Below are 17,387 nucleotides of genomic sequence, written 5' to 3'. Positions count from 1 at the left end.
GCGGTCAGCCCGCGAACTGGCCCAGCTGGGCGAGGTCGCCGTTGAAGACGTCCTGGCCGCCCGGCAGCGGCCCGGTGTCGTTGTGCTGCCAGAAGCTGTGGAAGTTCCAGCCGGCGGGCAGCTCGCCGATCTCGGGGGCGTAGCGGGCCACCCACAGCGGGTTGTTGGCCGCGAAGTCCGGGTTGCCGCCGGTGCAGGTGTTCCACCAGCTGGCGGTGGTGTAGATGGCCGGGAACCGGCCGGTGCGCGCGTGGTAGGTGTTGGAGAAGTCGGCCAGCCAGCCCGACATGGCCGCCGGGTCCAGCCCGTAGCAGGTCTCGCCGTAGGGGTTGTGCTCGATGTCGAGCACACCGGGCAGCGTGCGCCCGTCGGGGGCCCACATCCCGCCGTTGTCGACGAAGAAGTTGGCCTGCTGCGCGCCGCTGGAGCGGTCGGGCAGCGCGAAGTGGTAGGCACCGCGAACCAGGCCCGCGGCCAGGGCACCGTCGTACTGGGAGCGGTAGGAATCGCTGCGGAACCCGCTTCCCTCGGTGGCCTTGACGTAGGCGAACCGCGCTCCGGCCGCGACCGCCGCGGGCCAGTCCACCTCGCCTTGGTGCCCGGAGACATCGGTACCGGCCACCGAGCCCGCGGGGATCTGGGCGGGGATGCGCGATTGGGTGGCCGACTTGCCGGTGCTGTAGCCGGCCCAAGCGCCGTGGGGAGCAGCCGGGTCGAGGCGCGGAGCGCTGCGCTCGGTCTGCTCGGGCTCGGGGGCGGCCGCGGTGGCGGGGGCGGCCGCGGCCAGCACCGCGGCCAGGGCGGCCGCTAACACCGCCGGCATCCTGCGGGTGCGCACCGGTCGGGGCGGGGCGACCGATCGGAACATCGACGTGCCTCCTCGTGGACAGCACGACACCCACCACGGGACGTGTCGTGAGATGCGGAAAAGACGGCGAACCCAGCGGTGGGTCCGGGGTGTGTGACCGGTCGATCTTGTGCGCGCGTGGCTGAGGATAACCCCGGCACCCCGGTCGCGCTCGATAGCGACGCGTGCGCGTTTCGCATTTAGTTCGTCGAATGCGCACATCACGGGCCTGCACCAGGAGTCCATTGTGGTCGGGATCTCCCGATTGGAGTTTGCCGGGCGTGTCGGGTACAGGTGCGGATATGGCACAGCAGCGAACCGGCGGCGGGGGCCGCAACCACCGGCGGGGCAACTCGCCGCGCAACGACCACCAACCCGGCGGCTACCGGGGTGACCTCGACAAGCTGCGCTCGGAGCTGCGGGCGATGCACGGCAGCAGCTACGGGCGCTACAAGTCGCTGACCGGCCGCTGGAGCTTGCCCGGCTGCACCTTGGAGGTGCAGCGCATCCAGGCCGACCCCTACGCCCCGGCCAGCCGCGTGCAGGTCACCGTCGACGCCGGGACCGCGGGTTTCCCGCGCGAGTTGTTCGACGGCCCGGTGCGGGCCCGGGCGCTGGCGGGGTTCCTGGTGCGCGCGGTCGCCCGCGGGTTGCGCGATTCGCGGCTGCGGGTGGACGCCGGGCGCCAGCAGGTGCTCGACCGCAGTTCGTGCCAGGTCACCGGTGGGGCGGTGCGGTTGCGGTTGGGCATCGACATGCCGGGGCGCGGTCGCACCATCGACGGGCGCGCGGCCGAGGCCACCTTGTGCGACGAGCTGCCCGCGGTCGTGGCGCGAGCGCTGCGCTGGGAGTCGGCCGATCAGGACCGGGCGCGCGAGTTCGTCGACGGCGTGGAGGACACCGACGCGCTGCGGGCGATGCTTCCCGAGCTGGGGCTGGTGGCCTTCGTGGCCGACGGGGCGGTGCTGCCGCGGCGCAGCGGTGTCGACGAGCGGCCGCTGGCCGATGCGGTTCGGTTCGCCTCGCCGGAGTCGATGCGGGTGCGGGTGAAGCTGCCCAACCGCGGTGAGATCACCGGCATGGGGGTGCCCGAGGGCATCACGCTGGTGGTCGGTGGCGGGTTCCACGGCAAGTCGACCCTGCTGCGGGCCTTGGAGTTCGGCGTCTACGACCACGTTCCCGGTGATGGGCGCGAGCTGGTGGTCTCGCGCTCGGACACGGTCAAGATCCGCGCCGAGGACGGCAGGCGGGTGCACCGGGTGGATGTCAGCCCGTTCGTCTCGCACCTGCCCACCGGGGCCGACACGGGGGACTTCTCCACCGACAACGCCTCGGGGTCGACCTCGCAGGCCGCGGCGATCGTGGAGTCGGTGGAGGCCGGGGCCGGGGTGTTGCTGGTCGACGAGGACACCTGCGCGACCAACCTGATGATCCGGGATGCGCGCATGCAGGCTCTGGTGGCCTCCGATTCCGAGCCGCTGACGCCGTTCGTGGATCTCATCCGCCCGCTGCACGAGACCCACGGGGTCTCCACGGTGCTGGTCATGGGTGGTTCCGGGGACTACATGGACATCGCCGACCAGGTGCTGATGCTGGATTCCTACCGGGCGCGCGATGTCACCGAGCGGGCCCGCGAGCTCTCGGCGGCCGCGCCGACGGGGCGGCATCACGAGGGGCGGGGCTTCGCGCCGGTGCGTCACCGGGTCATCGATGAGCGCTCGATCCCCACCGGGCGGGTCAAGGTGCGCGCCCGCGGCACCGACGCGCTGAGCCTGGGCGAGTCGACCGTGGAGCTGCGCGGCATCGAGCAGCTGGTCGATCCCGCGCAGGTCACCGGGATCGGGTTGGCTCTGGTGGCCGCGGCCGAACGCGGTGTGATCGACGGGCGGGCGAGCCTGGCCGAGATCCTGGCTGCCTTCGCCGAGGACGTGGCCCGCCGCGGGGTGGATGCGGTCGACGAGCGGTTCGTGGGCGATTTCGCCGTGCCGCGGCCGTTGGACCTGGCCGCCGCGCTCAACCGGCTGCGGGCGCTGCGGGTGACGCGCCTGGGTGGTTGATGCGGGTTTGCCCGGCCCGGCGGGGTGGGCATCACCAGGGGTGGATCGCGGAGGGAGGCGGTGATGCCCCGGATGCGCGCACGCCCGAGCGCGGCGGTGGGCTACACCGATCGCGCGCACGCCGGTCGCGTGCTGGCACGGCACCTCGAGGACCTGGATCTGGTGGATCCGGCGGTGCTGGGGTTGGCCCGCGGCGGGGTGCCGGTGGCCGCCGAGGTCGCCCGCGCGCTGGGCGTGCGGCTGCGGGTGTGCGTGGCGCGCAAGATCGGGGCCCCGGGGCAGCCGGAGCTGGCGCTGGGGGCGGTGACCGCGCACGGCCCGCCGGGCTACGACGAGCGGCTGGTGGCCTCCTTCGGGCTCGGCGAGGAGGAGCTGGAGCGGTTGTGCGAGCGGGAGCGCGCCGAGGCGCTGCGCCGCGAGCAGCGCTACAACCGGGGTGCTCCGCCGCGGTTGTCCGGGCGGGATGCGGTGCTGGTCGACGACGGGCTGGCCACCGGGGCCACGGCGCGCGCGGCGATCGGGATGCTGCGCACCTTCGGGCCGCGCCGGGTGGTGCTGGCGGTGCCGGTGGGTTCGCCGGAGTCGGTGGGCGCGTTGCGCGAGGAGGCCGACGTGGTGGTCTGCGTGGTCCAGCCGGTGGGCTTCTCGGCGGTGGGGCAGTGGTACCGGGACTTCTCGGCCACCTCCGAGGAGGAGATCGCCGAGATCCTGGCCGAGCTGGGCGAGGAGCCCGGTGGTGGGCCCTCCGAGGGCGCCCGAAGCTGAGACGTTATCAGCTTCTGCGAGTTCAGTTGTGATCAAAACTGCTGCGTGCGCATCACCATCACCACCGCGAGCCCGGACGCGCTAACCTCTCGACACCTACTCCTGTGCATTGGTCGAGCCCGGGGGCCGGGCAGGCGCACCGCCCGGCACGGCTCGGTCGCGTCGGGGTGGAGTTGGTAACGGATTCGGGTTGATTGGTTCGCTATGACTACCGCTGGAAATTCCGACAAGACGTCGTCGCAGGCGGGCAGGCACACGCCGCCCCGCCGAACGGGCAAGCGAGGCGAGGACGCCGGCGGCGAGTCGGGGTACTCCGCGGAGGTCGCCCGCCAGGTCGGCGAGGCGACGGTGGCGCTGGGCGAACGACTGCGCGACCCGGGCGTGGCCCACAACGTCGAGGAGATCGAGAAGGTCCTGCGCGGGTTCTCCCTGACCATGCAGGGGATGTCCAACGGGCTGACCGGTGTCACCGAGTGGCTGCGCGCCGCCGGGCACGTGGGTCCGCTGTCCGGGCACGCCAGCGTGATGTCCGAGCGCCTCTCGCACATCGGCAAGGAGCTCTCCCGGCTGGCCGACGCGGTGGACAAGGCCCAGGAGCAGGAAGCCAGCTGAACCGAGCGCGGCACACGCCGTCACCGCGCGTGGCGGCGTGTGCCACAATGATCTTCGCGGGGTGCGCGCCCGAGCCCGAAGCGGGCTTGTGTCGGCCAAGTGGCGCACCGCGCGCATCGTCGACGGTGGCTCCGGACCGCGTTAGCGGCGGCCACCGCGCGGGGTGGTTCTTGCGGCGTCGGTGGAGGTGGCCAGGTGGATCGCGGCAGTGCCGGGGACTCCTCTGCCGCCTTCGACTCGCTGTTCTCCGAGATGTTCACCGGCCAGCAGGCCTCCGGTGCCGACCAGCCCGCGGCGCTGTCGAGCCTGCTGGATCCCCACGCCCGCGAGGTCGTCTCGCAGGCGGTGCGCGCGGCGGTGGGCTGGGGCAGCCCCGAGCTCGACAGCACCCACCTGCTGTGGGCGGTCACCCAGGTGCCTTCCACCGCCGAGCTGCTGGCCTCCTCGGGGGTGCGGGTGCCCGAGCTGGCCGAAGCGGTGCGCGCGGCGGTGCGGGCCTCCCAGGACGCCTTGGCCGAGAGCACCCCGGTGCTGTCCTCGGCCGCGCGGCGCGCCCTGCTGGGTGCCTACCAGCAGGCCCTCGGGGAGGGCGCTGACGTGGTCGCCGCGCGGCACGTGGTGCTGGGGCTGGCCGCCGACGCCGACTCGGTGGCCGGGCGGGCGCTGGCGCGCGCGATCGAACTGGGCGAGGGCGTGCCCGGGCGCTCGGTGCTGTCGCTGACCCCGCGGCTCGACGAGTTCGGGCTCGACCTCACCGAGCTGGCCCGCGCGGGCAAGCTCGACCCCGTGGTGGGCCGCGACGAGGAGATCGAGCAGGCCATCGAGGTGCTGGGGCGGCGGGCCAAGAACAACCCGGTGCTCATCGGCGATCCCGGGGTGGGCAAGACCGCCATCGCCGAAGGGCTGGCCCGCCGGGTCGCCGACGGTGAGGTGCCGTGGTCGCTGGCCGGGGTGCGGGTGCTGTCGCTGGACCTGTCGGGCATGGTCGCCGGCGCGAAGTACCGCGGTGAGTTCGAGCAGCGCTTCCGCGAGGTGCTCGCCGAGATCCGCGCCAACCGCGACGAGGTGCTGGTGTTCATCGACGAGCTGCACGCCATCGTCGGCGCCGGCGCGGGCGAGGGCTCCATGGACGCCGGCACCATGCTCAAACCCGCTCTGGCGCGCGGCGAGGTGCGGTTGCTGGGGGCCACCACCGTCGAGGAGTACCGCAAGCACATCGAGAAGGATCCCGCGCTGGAACGTCGCTTCGCCCCGATCATGGTCGGCGAGCCCTCCATCGCCGACACCGTGGTGGTGCTGCGCGGGTTGCGCGAGCGCTACCAGCAGCATCACCGGGTGCGCATCGACGAAGCGGCGCTGCAGGCCGCCGCCGAGCTCTCCAGCCGCTACATCGCCGATCGGTTCTTGCCCGACAAGGCCGTGGACCTGCTCGACCAGGCCTGCTCGCGGGTGCGGCTGCGCCGCGGCGGGAAGGTGGCCTCCGCGGCGGTGTTCGAACCGACCGTGGTCGCCGATGACGTGGCCGAGGTGGTGGCCTCGCGCACCGGGATCCCGGTGGCCGACGTGGGTGCCGAGGACGTCTCGCGGCTGCTGGGGCTCGAGGAGCAGCTCGCCGCGCGGGTGGTGGGCCAGCCGCGGGCGGTGTCGGTGGTGGCCGAGGCGGTGCGCCGGGCGCGCGTGGGCTTGGCCGACCCGGAGCGCCCGATCGGCAACTTCCTGTTCCTGGGGCCCACCGGGGTGGGCAAGACCGAGCTGGCCCGCGCGCTGGCCGAGACGCTGTTCGGCGACGCGGGGCGGCTGCTGCGGCTGGACATGGGCGAGTTCCAGGAGAAGCACTCGGTGGCGCGGTTGATCGGCGCCCCGCCGGGGTACGTGGGGCACGGCGAGCCGGGGCAGCTCACCGACCGGGTGCGGCGCCAGCCGTATTCGGTGGTGCTGCTCGACGAGGTGGAAAAGGCTCACCCGGACGTGTTCAACGCGCTGCTGCAGGTGCTCGACGCCGGGCGGTTGACCGACTCGCAGGCCAGGCTGGTCGACTTCCGCAACGTCGTGGTCATCATGACCTCCAACATCGGTTCCGAGCGCATCCTCGATGCCGGTCCCGACGGCGGTGAGCAGCCGGTGCTCGACGAGCTGCGCGGGTTCTTCCGGCCGGAGTTCATCAACCGCATCGACGACGTGGTGGTCTTCCGCCCGCTGGGCGCCGAGCAGTTGCGCGGCATCGCGCGGATGCTGCTGGAGCGCACCGAGTCCCAGCTGGCCGGCAAGGGCGTGCGGCTGTCGGTCACCGACGAGGGGCTGGACTGGCTGGTGCGGCGCGGGCACGCCCCGGAGTTCGGGGCGCGGCCGCTGCGGCGGGTGATCTCCCGCGAGCTGGACAACCGGCTGGCCGAGCTGGTGCTGGCCGGTCGGGCCAGCGCCGGCGACGAGGTCACGGTGTCGGTCGCGGGCGAGCAGCTGGAGCTGTCGGTGGCCCAGGTGTGGCGCCCGGTCTCCGGCGGGCGCCACGCGAGCCCCGAGGACTTCCAGCTGCCCTGCGAGCCCGCCGCCGGCTGACCACCCGCGGTTCACACGAAAGAGTTGCTGCTTGTCGCTGCGGCGAGCAGGTCCCTAACGTGGGAAGCGCGCCGTCGGCGCGCAGCCTCGCAGATCAGGACCAGGGAGTGTTTCGTGGTGATCGCAGCCGAGTCCGACGCCCCGGTTGGCGCGTGGCGCCACAGCCACACCCTCGTGCACCCGCGAGGTCCGTCCGAGCCGATGCTCGGCCACGTGCACAACGAGGCCACGTTACGGCTGGCCGTGCAGTGGCCCACCCCGGGTGTGGTGGCCGTGCGCATCGGTGGGGAGGTCGACCTGGCCAGCCTGCCGCGGCTGACCGAGATGATCCGCCAGCGGCTGCGCGCGGCCAGCCTGGACGCCGTGGTGCTCGACTTCAGCGAGGTCACCTACGCCTCCAGCGCCGCGCTGGAGCTGCTGATGACCGCCCGGCGCCGCTGCAAGCAGCGCGGCATCGAGCTCGTGGTGGTGCCCGGTGGCCGGCCCGTGGGGCACCTGCTGGAACTGGCCGGTCTGACCGAGCTGTTCACCCTGCGACCCGATCTGCCCGCCGCGCTCAACCACACCTAGGGTGCCCGCGCGGGCCGACGCGGTGGCAGCATGAGCCCGGTGCACACCTACGTGGCGCTGCTGCGCGCGGTCAACCTCGGGGCGCGCCATCGCTTGCCGATGGCGCGGTTGCGCGAGCTCGCCGAGATCGCCGGGGCGACCCGGGCGCGCACCTACCTGCAGTCGGGCAACGTGGTGTTGGACGCCGAGCAGTCCGATCCGGACGCCGTCGCCGAGGTGCTGCGGGCGGTGCTGGCCGACGACGGGCTGGCCACCGAGGTCGTGGTGCGCCCCGCCGAGGCGATCGTCGAACTGGCCTCAGCCGGTCATCCCCACGACGCCGGGCAGACCACGCCGCAGAACCTGCAGGTCGCCTTCCCCGTGCTGCCGGTCTCGCGGGAGGCGGTGGCCGGCGTGCCGATCGCCGGTGACGAGCAGGTCAGCTGGTGGCGCGGGGAGATCGCGCTGCACTACCCCAGCGGAATGGGACGTTCCAAGCTCACCACCGCGCACCTGGCCAAACACCTGGGCACACCGGTGACCTGCCGCAACTGGCGCACCGTGCGGGCGGTGAGCGAACTGGCCGCCACCTGAACCGAGGGAAAACGGCGCGACACCCCGGCCGGCGGTCGGTTAAGCTCCGCGGCGTCCTGTCACCTGCCTTCGAGGTGGACATTGCTCAGCTGAGGTCGGCGAACACCGCGCGAAACGGCCCGCCCACCGGGCGCGGCCCAGGCCCGCGCACGAGCAGGTGCTCGTGCGCCCGGGCAGGCGCGGAGGCGACCTCAGCTCCCGGCGCGCCACCCCCACCCGGCCGCGGTGGAACGCGCTGGTGCTGACCGCGCGGTGCTCGCACACCCGAGAACCCCGTCGACGAGCGAGCCCGCGAAAGCGAGACAGCCCATGGCAGAGCACGCCTCGGTCACCTGCACCCAGCTCAGCCTCACCTGGCCGGATGGAACACCGCTGCTGACCGACCTGACCGCCAGCTTCCCGCCCGGGCGCACCGGGCTCGTCGGCGCCAACGGCAGCGGCAAGTCCAGCCTGCTGCGCCTGCTGGCCGGCGAGCTCACCCCCACCGCGGGGCGAGTGCTGCTCACCGGCCCGGTGGGCTACCTGCCCCAGCAGATCACGCTGGCCACCGAGCTGCGCGTGGAGCAGGTGCTGGGCATCGCCGACAAGCGCCGCGCCCTGGCGGCCATCGAGGCCGGGGAGGTCACCCAAGCCCTCCTCGACGTCGTCGGAACCGACTGGGACGTCGAGGAGCGAACCCGGGCGGTGCTCGAACAGCTCGGTCTCGGCGAGGTCGCCCCGCAGCGCACCGTCGGTGAGCTCTCCGGCGGGCAAGCGGTGCTGCTGGCCCTGGCCGCGCAGCTGCTGGCCCGCCCCCGGGTGCTGCTGCTCGACGAGCCCACCAACAACCTCGACGTGCACGCCCGCCACCGCCTGCGGCAGGCGCTGAGCTCCTGGCGCCAGGGCACGCTGGTGGTGGTCTCCCACGACCGCGACCTGCTCGAGCACGTCGACCGCATCGCCGAGCTGCGCGAGGGCGCGCTGAACTTCACCACCGGCGGGCTGCGGGCCCACGAGCAGGCGGTGGCCACCCGGCAGCAGGCCGCGCAGCGCGCCCTGCGCGCAGCCGAGTCCGCCGAGCGCAAGCACAGGCGCGAACTGGTCGACGCCGAGATCAAGCTCGCCCGGCGGGCCCGCGCGGGCCGCGCTGCCGCCGACGGGCTGCCCAAGATCGTGGCCGGGGAGAAGAAGCGCGCCGCCCAGCAGTCGGCGGGCAAGCTGCGCGCGGTGGGCCAGGACCGGTTGGACGCCGCGCGCCGGCAGCGCGAGCAGGCCGAGCTGGAGGTGCGTCAGGACGAGCGGATCCGCGCGGACCTGCCCGGCACCGCGGTGCCGGGCAGCCGGGTGGTGGCGCGGTTGCGCGGGGTGGCGCTGCCGCGGGGCAGCCGGGCCGAGATCGATCTGAACCTCCACGGGCCCGAGCGCATCGCGCTGCTGGGCCGCAACGGCAGCGGCAAGACGACGCTGCTGCGGGTGCTGGCCGGTCAGCTGGCGGCGGCTTCGGGCGAGGTGTCGGTTCCGGTGCCGGTGCGGTTGTTGCCGCAGCGCCTCGACGTGCTCGACGAGCGGTTGTCGGTGGCGGGCAACATCGCCGCGCTCGCCCCGGGCATGGGCACCACCGACATCCGCGCCCAGCTGGCGCGGATGCTGTTTGCCGGCGACCGCGCCGAGCAGCCGGTGTCGAGCTTGTCCGGCGGGGAGCGGCTGCGGGCCAGCCTGGCCGCGGTGCTGCTGGCCGAGCCGGCCCCGCAGCTGCTGCTGCTCGACGAGCCCACCAACAACCTCGATCTGGGCAGCGTGGAGGCGTTGACCGGTGCGCTCGCGGGTTTCGGCGGTGCGCTGGTGATCGCCGCGCACGACGTGGCGTTCCTGCGGGCCTGCCAGCCCACCCGGTGGCTGCTGCTGGCCGACGAGCTCACCGAGATCGAGCCGCAGCAGGCCGAGTCGCTGCCCTAGGTCAGCTGCCGGTCCACTCGGCCGGGGTCTTGTCCACGAACGCCCGCACCCCGCGGTGGAAGTCGTGGCTGGAGAACACCGCGCGCACCAGGTCGTCGCCGTCGGGCAGGTTGGCGATGCGCAGCCGCCGCACGGCTTGCTTGCTGGCCCACATCGTCAGCGGCGCGTGTTCGAGCAGCCGGTCGGTGACCGCGGTGATGGTGCTGTCGAGCTCGCCGAGCTGGCAGACCTCGGCGAGGAAGCCGGCGTCGGCGGCCTGCTGGGCATCGAGCATCCGCGCGCGCAGCAGCATGTCCTTGGTCCGCGACGGTCCGAGGTGGAACACCAGCAGCGAGCAGGTGTTCATCGACAGGCAGTTGCCCAGCGTGCGGGCCACCGGAACCCCGAAGCGCGCGGTGCGGGTGGCCACCCGGATGTCGCTGGCGGCAGCCAGGGCGAGGCCCGCGCCCACGCAGTAGCCGGAGATGCCGGCCACGGTGGGCACCCGGCAGGCTTCCAGGCGGTCGACGACCACCTGCATCCTGGCTTCGTAGTCCAGCCCGTCCTGCCCGGTTGCGAACTCGGCGAACTGGGCGATGTCGGTGCCTGCCACGAACGCCTCGTCACCGGCGCCGCGCAGCACCATCGCGCGGATGTCCGCATCGGAGTCGGCCTGGTCGATGGCGGCCAGCAGGCCCTCGTACATCTGCCAGCTCATGGCGTTGCGCTGGGCGGGGCGGTTGAAGGTCACGTGCAGCAGCCCGCCGCGGCGGGTCACCAGCAGGTCATCGGACATGGGTTCGGGTGGTTTCCTTCCGTTGTCGGCCCAGCCTGCCGGCCAGGGCGGGGGAGACGACCAGCAGCGCGGCCAGCACCAGCACGCTCGCCGCGATCGGGCGGGTGGCCACCAGCGCGAGATCGCCGTCGAGCAGGTAGGAGCTCTGCACCAGGGCCTTTTCGAACAGCCCGCCGATGACCACGCCCACCACCAGCGGGGCCAGCGGCAGGTCGAGGCGCTTCATGCCGTACCCGATCACGCCGAAGACCAGCACCAGCCAGACGCTGAAGAAGTTGTTGTCGATGGCGTAGGCGCCCACGAAGCTGGTGAACAGGATCAGCGGGTAGAGGTAGCCGTAGGGCACGCGCAGAAGCTGGGCGAACACCGGCGCCAGCGGCAGGTTGAGCACCAGCAGGATGAGGTTGCCGAGGAAGAACGACACCAGCAGGCCCCACACCAGCTCGGGTTGCTCGTCGAACAGCAGCGGGCCGGGCTGCAGCCCGTAGACGGTGAAGGCGCCCAGCAGCACCGCGGTGGTGGCCCCGCCGGGGATGCCCAGGGTCAGGGTGGGGATGAAGTTGGCGTTGGCCGCGGCGTTGTTGGCCGACTCGGGGGCGGCCACGCCCTGGATGGCGCCGCGCCCGAAGTTCGCCCGGTTGCGCGAGATCCGCCGCTCCAGCCCGTAGGCCAGGAACGACGCCAGGGTCGATCCCGCGCCGGGCAGGGTGCCCAGGGTGAAGCCGATGAGGCTGCCGCGCCCGATCGAGGGAGCCGATTCGGCGACCTCGCGTCGCGAGATCACCAGGTCGCGAAATCCCGCGCGGATCGGCCGCGACGCGCCGACCCGGATCTGGTGCAGCACCTCTCCCACGGCGAACAACCCGATGACCACTTCGACGTAGGGCACGCCGGAGAGCAGGTCGACCGATCCGAAGGTGTAGCGGGACTGGCCGGTGGCCGCGTCCATGCCCACGCAGGCCAGCAGCACCCCCGCGCAGGCCATGGCCGCGGCGCGCAGTTTCGACCCGGTCGAGCACACCACCATGGTCACCAGGGCCAGCACCATGACCGCCAGGTTCTCCGGTGGCCCGAAGCGCAGCGCCACCGCCGCGATCGGCGGGGCCAGCGCGGCCAGCAGCACCAGCGAGACCATCCCGGCCGTGAACGACCCGATCGCCGCGATCGCCAGCGCCGCCCCGGCCCGGCCCCGGCGGGCCATCTGGTAGCCGTCGAGGGTGGTGACCACGGTGGCGGCCTCGCCCGGGGTCGACAGCAGCACCGAGGTGATCGTGCCGCCGTACTGGGCGCCGTAGTAGATGCCGGCCAGCATGATCAGCGCGGTGACCGGCTCGACGGTCAGGGTCAGCGGGATGAGGATGGCCACCCCGGTGGCCGAGCCCATACCGGGCAGCAGCCCGATGATCGTGCCCAGCAGCACCCCGGCGAAGCACCACGCCAGGTTGGTCGGGCTCAGCGCGGTCGACAGGCCCAGGAGCAGGTTGTCCAACACCGCAACTCCCTTCACGAGCCCAGCAGGCCGGTGGGCAGGGGAACTTGCAGCGCCACGGCGAACACCGCGTGGATCGCCGCACCGGCCGCGGCCGACAGCAGCAGCGACTCGGCCAGGCGGCGACCTTCCAGCCACACCGAGATCACCAGCACCAGCGCGGCGAAGGACACCACCATCCCCAGCAGCGGCACGGCCAGCACCGCCGCCGGCAGCAGCACCAGCACCCGCCGCAGGATCCGCGCTCGCTGGGCCCGGCTGCGCCCGAAGTCGTCGACCCCCGCGCCGTCGTCGGCCGCGCCATCGTCGTCGGCGGGCGGGCGGTCGCGCAGCTGCGCGACCAGCAGCGCCGCGGAGAAGCCCGCCAGCGCCAGCCCGCCCACCAGCGGCAGGAAACCCGGCCCGATGCGGCCCTGCTCGGCCAGCACCCCGTACCCGGGTGCGGTCGCGGCGAAGGCCAGCCCGAGCACGGTCAGCACCGCGAAGCACACCACCTGCGCGCGGGCCGGGCTCATCGCGACACCACCTGCTCGATGTCGGTGCGCGCCGCGGCCAGGTAGTCGGCGAAGTCCTCGCCGAAGGCGGGCCGCGGCTGCAGGTACTCCGAGGCGATGTAGTCGCGGTAGGCCGGTGAGCCGGCGAAGCGGCGGGCGGCGTCGATCCAGTAGCGCCGCGCCCGCGGGTTGAGCCCTCCGGGGGCGATGACCCCGCGGAACTGCGCGAAGACCACCGGCACGCCTTGTTCCACCGAGGTGGGCACGTCGGCGAGTTCGGGGTAGGTGTAGCGCTGGTCGGCGAACACGCACAACGCCTTGAGCTCGCCGGCGCGCAGCTGCCCGATGACTTCGCTGGGGTTGAGCGAGGCCAGCTCGACCTGCCCGCCCAGCACCGCGGCCATGGTCTCCCCGCCGCCCTGGTAGGGCACGGTGTCGATGCGCGCCCCGGCCTCGCGGTTGAGCTGGTCGAAGACCACCGCATCGGGCCCCATGGCCCCGGAGATGCCGGCCAGCACGCGTCGCTGGCGCGAGGCCTCGGCGGCTTGCGCGCAGCTGGTGATGGGCGAGTCGGGGCGGGTGACCAACAGCGTGTAGTCGTGGCCGAGCTTCATGATCGGGGTGTAGTCGCGGTGGGAGAAGGGCACCTCGACCGCGGCGGGGATGGCCAGCAGCGAGGTTTCGGTGGCCAGCAGGAAGTTCGGCGAGCCGCGCTTGCCCAGCAGGTAGGAGTAGCCCACCGCGCCCTGCCCGCCTTCGCGGTTGTCCACGTCGACCCGCAGCCCCGGGGTCACCGAGGCCAGCCCGTCGGCCACCGCGCGCCCGGCGATGTCGCTGCCCCCACCGGCGGCGAAGGGCACCACCATCGTCACCGGGCCCACCGGGCGCGGTCCTCCGGTGCCCGCGGCGCTCTCGCCGGCCGATCCGGAGGCGCACCCCGCGGCCAGGGCCACCGCCAGCGCCCCGGCGGCCGCGGCCGTGGCTCGTGATCTGCGCATCGCTCCTCCTCGAGCCCGCGCTGCTAGTCGGTCGGGCCGATGACTCCGTCGTCGGCCAGTCGCGCGATCTCACCGGCGTCCAGCCCGCACTCGGCCAGGACCTGCTCGGTGTGCGCACCCAATCCCGGTCCGGCCGCGGTGCGGCGCGGTGGGGTCTCGGCCAGCCGCATGGGCGAGCCGATCTGGGCCACCGCACCCAGCTGGGGGTGCGGGGCCTGCCAGAAGAACCCGCGCTGGTGCAGGTGCGGGTCGGTGAAGACCTCGTCGGTGGAGCTGATCGGGGCGCACGGCACACCGGCGTCGACCAGCAGCCGCACGATCTCGGCGCTGGGCAGTTCGGCGGTGGTGGCCTCGATGGCGGCGATGAGCTCGGCGCGGTGCTGGTAGCGCTGGTAGGAGGTCTCGTAGCGGGCCTCGGTCAGCAGCTCGGGCATGCCCAGCGCGCGGCAGAAGGCGGGCCAGGTCTTGTCGGTGGTGGCCCCGACGGTCACCCACCCGTCCTTGCTGCGCACCGCCTGGTACGGGGCGCTGTTCTGGTGGGCCGAACCGTGCTTGCGCCCGGGTTGGCCGGTGGCGAAGTAGGTGCCCGCTTCCCAAACGGCCAGCGACACCCCGGCTTCGAACAGCGACACGTCGACGTGCTGGCCTGCGCCGGTGTGCTCGCGGGCGCGCAGGGCGGCCATGGCGCTCATCGCCGCGTAGAGCCCGCAGACCAGGTCGCAGACCGGAACGCCGACCTTGACCGGTGCTTGCTCGGGTTGGCCGGTGATGCTCATCAGCCCGGCGCGGGCCTGGGCCATGATGTCCAGGCCGGGGTGCTCCGACAGCGGCCCGTCCTGGCCCCAGCCCGACACCGAGACGTAGATCAGCCGGGGGTGCCGGTCGAGCACCTGCTGGTGGCCGAAGCCGAGGGTCTCCAGCGCTCCGGGCCGGAGGTTTTGCACCAGCACGTCGGCGCTGCCCAGCAGCCGTTCGAGAACCCGGGCCCCGCGCGGGGTTTTGAGGTCGAGGGCCACCGAGCGCTTGTTGCGGTTGAGCCGCAGGAACGGTGAGGAGTGCTCGTCGAGGAACGGGCCGGTCTGGCGCACCGGGTCTCCGCCCGCGGGGTTTTCCACCTTGATCACGTCGGCGCCGAGGTCGGCCAGCTGCATCGCGGCGAACGGCGCGGCCATGAACGCGCCGATCTCGACCACCCGCACCCCGGCCAGGGGTGCTCGAGGATCCGGGCGGGTCGTCATGAGCGGCTCCAAGCGGGTTCGGGGACCGACGACGGGGGAGTACCGTGATCGGCATCACCTGACTTTTGTCTACAGCAGGCAGTTCGGGGCTGACAAGCTCGCACCCACCAGATTGCCCCGCACAGAGCAACGACCCGCTGACCTACGATCAGCACACCCGCACCCGCGCGCCAGAGGAGACCGCACCGGCCGTGACCGACCAAACCCCGCACGCCCCCGGCATCGTCGCGCCGCCCAGCCTCGTCGAGCTCGCCGCCGACGCGCTGCGCCGCATGATCGTCGGCGGCGAGCTGCTGTGCGGACAGCGCATCGTGGAGAACCGCCTCACCGGCCAGCTGGGCATCTCCCGCCCGCCGCTGCGCGAAGCGCTGCGGGTGCTCGAACGCGAAGGCCTGGTGCGCCAGCTGCCCCGCAGGGGCGCGATCGTGACACCGCTGACGCTGCACGACATCTACGAGATCTGCACCCTGCGCGCCGAGTTCGAGCGCCTGGCCGTCCGGTTGGGCGTCCCGGTGGCCGACCCCGCCCGCCTGCGGCGCTGCCAGGCGGCCCTGGCCCAGATGACCGCCGCGGCCGAGGCCGGCGACCGCCCCGAGTACCTGCAGCGCTCCTTCGAGTTCCACGTCTCGGTGGTGGGGCTGTCCGGGCACCGGCGCCTCGAGGAGTCCTACCGCTCCCTGCAGCTGCAGATGATGCTGGTCATGGCGCTCAACAGGCGGGTGCGCGAGGAGCACGAGAGCCTCACCGGCGACGTGGCCCGGCACGCCCGCCTGCTGGAGATCGTCGAAACCGGCGACCCGGAGGCCGTGCTGGCCGAACTCGCCGCGCACGGCGACCGCAGCTTCCTCGAAGGCATCGAGGACACAGTGGAGGGACACACCGACGAGGCGCTGACCTGGCTGGCAGCCCAGCGCGACCGAAAGGACGACCCAGCGTGACCGCACCGCAGACCGTGACCGTCGACGGCATCAGCCCCGGCATCGACCCCGCGGCGTTCGTGGCCCCCGGCGCCACCCTCATCGGCCGGGTCAGCATCGCCGAACGCGCCAGCATCTGGTACCAGTCGGTGCTGCGCGGCGACCAGGAGGACATCACCATCGGGGCGGCCACCAACATCCAGGACGGCTGCGTGCTGCACGCCGACCCGGGCTTTCCCGCCCACATCCACTCCGAGGTCACCGTCGGGCACCGCGCGGTGCTGCACGGCTGCACCGTGGAGTCCGGCAGCCTCATCGGCATGGGCGCGGTCGTGCTCAACGGCGCGCGCATCGGAGCGGGCTCGCTGGTGGCCGCCGGGGCGGTGGTGCTGGAAGGAACCGAGATCCCGCCGGGCTCGCTGGTGGCCGGCACCCCCGGCAAGATCCGCCGCGAGCTCACCGACGAGGAGAAGGCCGGACTGGCCCTGTCGGTCGAGCAGTACCTCAACCTCGCGGCCAAGCACCGCGACGGCCTGAGCGGCTGAGGACCTGCGGCCGGGCTCGCGCCACGAGCCGACCGCCCGCTCGCCGGTGGACCGGGGGCCGCGCCGATCGAAGGCGACTCCGCGGGGGTTGTCGGGAGCCACCGGTGCCCGAGCGCGATGGCACGGGGCGCACAAGCCGCCCCTGAGCGCTCCGCTGAGCGCTTCCGCCTAGGTCGTGCGGGTGCCCACGGCCACCGTGGCATCCAGCTCGGCGCACGACTCGATCCGCGCGAGCAGGCCCGCGCCGTCGAGCAGCTCGGCGGTGCGGGCCGCCTGATCGGCACCGGTCTCGATCAGCACCGACCCGCCCGGGGTCAACCAGCCGACGGCCTCGGCGATCACCCGGCGCTGCACCCCGAGCCCATCACCGCCCCCGTCGAGCGCGGTGCGCGGCTCGTACTCGCGGGCCTCCGGCGGCATCGTGCCCACCGCCGCGCTGGGCACGTAGGGGGCGTTGGCGGTGATCACCCGCACCCGGCCCCGCAGCTGGCCCGGCAGCCCGTCGAAGAGGTCACCGCCGCGCACCCGCTCGGCACCGAGGTTCCTCCGCGCGCAGGCCACCGCCCGATCGTCGACATCGCAGGCCCACACCTGAGCCCCCGGCACCGCGTGCTGCACCGCGGCGGCCACCGCGCCGCTGCCGCAGCACACGTCCACGGCCACCGCACCATCGCCCAGCCGCTCGCAGGCCTGCCGGGCCAACAGCTCGGTGCGCCGCCGCGGCACGAACACCCCTGCCACGAGGTGGATCCGCAAACCGCAGAACCGCACCCACCCCAGCACGTGCTCGAGCGGGTTGCCGCGCACCCGCTGGTCGATCAACCGCGCCAACCGGTCGGCATCAGCGCCCGCCTCGGCGCGCAGCAGCTCGGCCTCGTCCTCGGCGAACACGCACCCCGCTCGGCGCAACCGCGCCACCACCTCGTCCACGCCCACACCCTCGCACAGCTGCCGCGGCGGGCGGACCGAGGTCACCGCCGCGGGGAAGGCGGTGGGGCAGGGGAGCGACCCGCGGA

16 protein-coding genes are annotated in these 17,387 nt (G+C 73.3%); 9 read left to right on the top strand and 7 right to left on the bottom strand.

Annotated elements, in window-relative coordinates; all coding sequences use genetic code 11:
- Positions 1 to 4: 4 nt before the first annotated feature.
- Positions 5 to 868 carry a lysozyme gene (locus ACFQRI_RS02985; RefSeq protein WP_380664105.1) on the bottom strand — a complete coding sequence of 288 codons (864 nt, stop codon included), beginning with the start codon at positions 866 to 868 and terminating at the stop codon, positions 5 to 7.
- Between the two features lie 281 nt (positions 869 to 1,149).
- Between ACFQRI_RS02985 and ACFQRI_RS02980 the strand changes: the two genes are divergently transcribed.
- The 7 genes from ACFQRI_RS02980 to ACFQRI_RS02950 all read left to right on the top strand — a co-directional run bounded on the left by ACFQRI_RS02980 (position 1,150) and on the right by ACFQRI_RS02950 (position 9,915).
- The gene (locus ACFQRI_RS02980; RefSeq protein ID WP_380664103.1) at positions 1,150 to 2,904 is read left to right on the top strand and encodes an ABC-ATPase domain-containing protein; all 1,755 of its coding nucleotides are present in this window, start codon (positions 1,150 to 1,152) and stop codon (positions 2,902 to 2,904) included.
- Positions 2,905 to 2,967: 63 nt separating this feature from the next.
- Positions 2,968 to 3,669: a phosphoribosyltransferase gene (locus ACFQRI_RS02975; RefSeq protein WP_380664101.1), complete on the top strand. Its 702-nt coding sequence runs from the start codon at positions 2,968 to 2,970 to the stop codon at positions 3,667 to 3,669.
- Between the two features lie 204 nt (positions 3,670 to 3,873).
- Positions 3,874 to 4,281 carry a hypothetical protein gene (locus ACFQRI_RS02970; RefSeq protein ID WP_380664099.1) on the top strand — a complete coding sequence of 136 codons (408 nt, stop codon included), beginning with the start codon at positions 3,874 to 3,876 and terminating at the stop codon, positions 4,279 to 4,281.
- Between the two features lie 195 nt (positions 4,282 to 4,476).
- Positions 4,477 to 6,837: an ATP-dependent Clp protease ATP-binding subunit gene (locus tag ACFQRI_RS02965; protein WP_380664097.1), complete on the top strand. Its 2,361-nt coding sequence runs from the start codon at positions 4,477 to 4,479 to the stop codon at positions 6,835 to 6,837.
- A 114-nt stretch (positions 6,838 to 6,951) separates the two neighbouring features.
- Positions 6,952 to 7,407, top strand: a complete 456-nt coding sequence (locus ACFQRI_RS02960) for an STAS domain-containing protein (protein ID WP_380664095.1) — start codon at positions 6,952 to 6,954, stop codon at positions 7,405 to 7,407.
- A gap of 30 nt (positions 7,408 to 7,437) precedes the next feature.
- A complete protein-coding gene (locus ACFQRI_RS02955; protein WP_380664093.1) occupies positions 7,438 to 7,980 on the top strand; it encodes a DUF1697 domain-containing protein in 543 nt (180 codons plus the stop codon).
- A 309-nt stretch (positions 7,981 to 8,289) separates the two neighbouring features.
- Complete coding sequence (locus ACFQRI_RS02950) at positions 8,290 to 9,915, top strand: ABC-F family ATP-binding cassette domain-containing protein (RefSeq protein WP_380664091.1); 1,626 nt, start codon at positions 8,290 to 8,292, stop codon at positions 9,913 to 9,915.
- A gap of 1 nt (position 9,916) precedes the next feature.
- Here the strand turns inward: ACFQRI_RS02950 and ACFQRI_RS02945 are convergent, their stop codons facing one another.
- From ACFQRI_RS02945 to ACFQRI_RS02925, 5 genes are read right to left on the bottom strand one after another with little or no spacing between them, the layout of a single operon-like run.
- Positions 9,917 to 10,690, bottom strand: coding sequence for an enoyl-CoA hydratase/isomerase family protein (locus ACFQRI_RS02945; protein WP_380664089.1), 774 nt, complete (start codon positions 10,688 to 10,690; stop codon positions 9,917 to 9,919).
- Complete coding sequence (locus ACFQRI_RS02940) at positions 10,680 to 12,182, bottom strand: tripartite tricarboxylate transporter permease (protein WP_380664087.1); 1,503 nt, start codon at positions 12,180 to 12,182, stop codon at positions 10,680 to 10,682. Before ACFQRI_RS02940 ends, ACFQRI_RS02945 begins: the two co-directional genes overlap by 11 nt.
- An 11-nt stretch (positions 12,183 to 12,193) precedes the next feature.
- On the bottom strand, positions 12,194 to 12,694 hold the full coding sequence (locus tag ACFQRI_RS02935; protein ID WP_380664085.1) for a tripartite tricarboxylate transporter TctB family protein: 501 nt from the start codon (positions 12,692 to 12,694) through the stop codon (positions 12,194 to 12,196).
- Positions 12,691 to 13,671: a tripartite tricarboxylate transporter substrate binding protein gene (locus ACFQRI_RS02930; protein WP_380664084.1), complete on the bottom strand. Its 981-nt coding sequence runs from the start codon at positions 13,669 to 13,671 to the stop codon at positions 12,691 to 12,693. Before ACFQRI_RS02930 ends, ACFQRI_RS02935 begins: the two co-directional genes overlap by 4 nt.
- Positions 13,672 to 13,694: 23 nt before the next feature.
- The gene (locus tag ACFQRI_RS02925) at positions 13,695 to 14,909 is read right to left on the bottom strand and encodes a CaiB/BaiF CoA transferase family protein (RefSeq protein ID WP_380664082.1); all 1,215 of its coding nucleotides are present in this window, start codon (positions 14,907 to 14,909) and stop codon (positions 13,695 to 13,697) included.
- Positions 14,910 to 15,100: 191 nt separating this feature from the next.
- On the opposite strand from ACFQRI_RS02925, the gene ACFQRI_RS02920 reads away from it, so the two are divergent.
- Together ACFQRI_RS02920 and ACFQRI_RS02915 are read left to right on the top strand one after the other, a co-directional pair.
- Entirely contained in the window at positions 15,101 to 15,847 is a 747-nt protein-coding gene (locus ACFQRI_RS02920; RefSeq protein WP_380664080.1) for a GntR family transcriptional regulator, read from the top strand.
- Positions 15,844 to 16,371 carry a gamma carbonic anhydrase family protein gene (locus ACFQRI_RS02915; protein WP_380664078.1) on the top strand — a complete coding sequence of 176 codons (528 nt, stop codon included), beginning with the start codon at positions 15,844 to 15,846 and terminating at the stop codon, positions 16,369 to 16,371. Before ACFQRI_RS02920 ends, ACFQRI_RS02915 begins: the two co-directional genes overlap by 4 nt.
- Before the next feature lie 168 nt (positions 16,372 to 16,539).
- Here the strand turns inward: ACFQRI_RS02915 and ACFQRI_RS02910 are convergent, their stop codons facing one another.
- On the bottom strand, positions 16,540 to 17,301 hold the full coding sequence (locus tag ACFQRI_RS02910; protein ID WP_380664076.1) for a putative protein N(5)-glutamine methyltransferase: 762 nt from the start codon (positions 17,299 to 17,301) through the stop codon (positions 16,540 to 16,542).
- Positions 17,302 to 17,387 lie beyond the last annotated feature (86 nt).

The organism is Saccharopolyspora griseoalba (genome assembly GCF_042665275.1).
Classification (GTDB): Bacteria; Actinomycetota; Actinomycetes; order Mycobacteriales; family Pseudonocardiaceae; genus Saccharopolyspora; species Saccharopolyspora griseoalba.
This window is presented reverse-complemented; position numbering and strand designations above follow the sequence as displayed.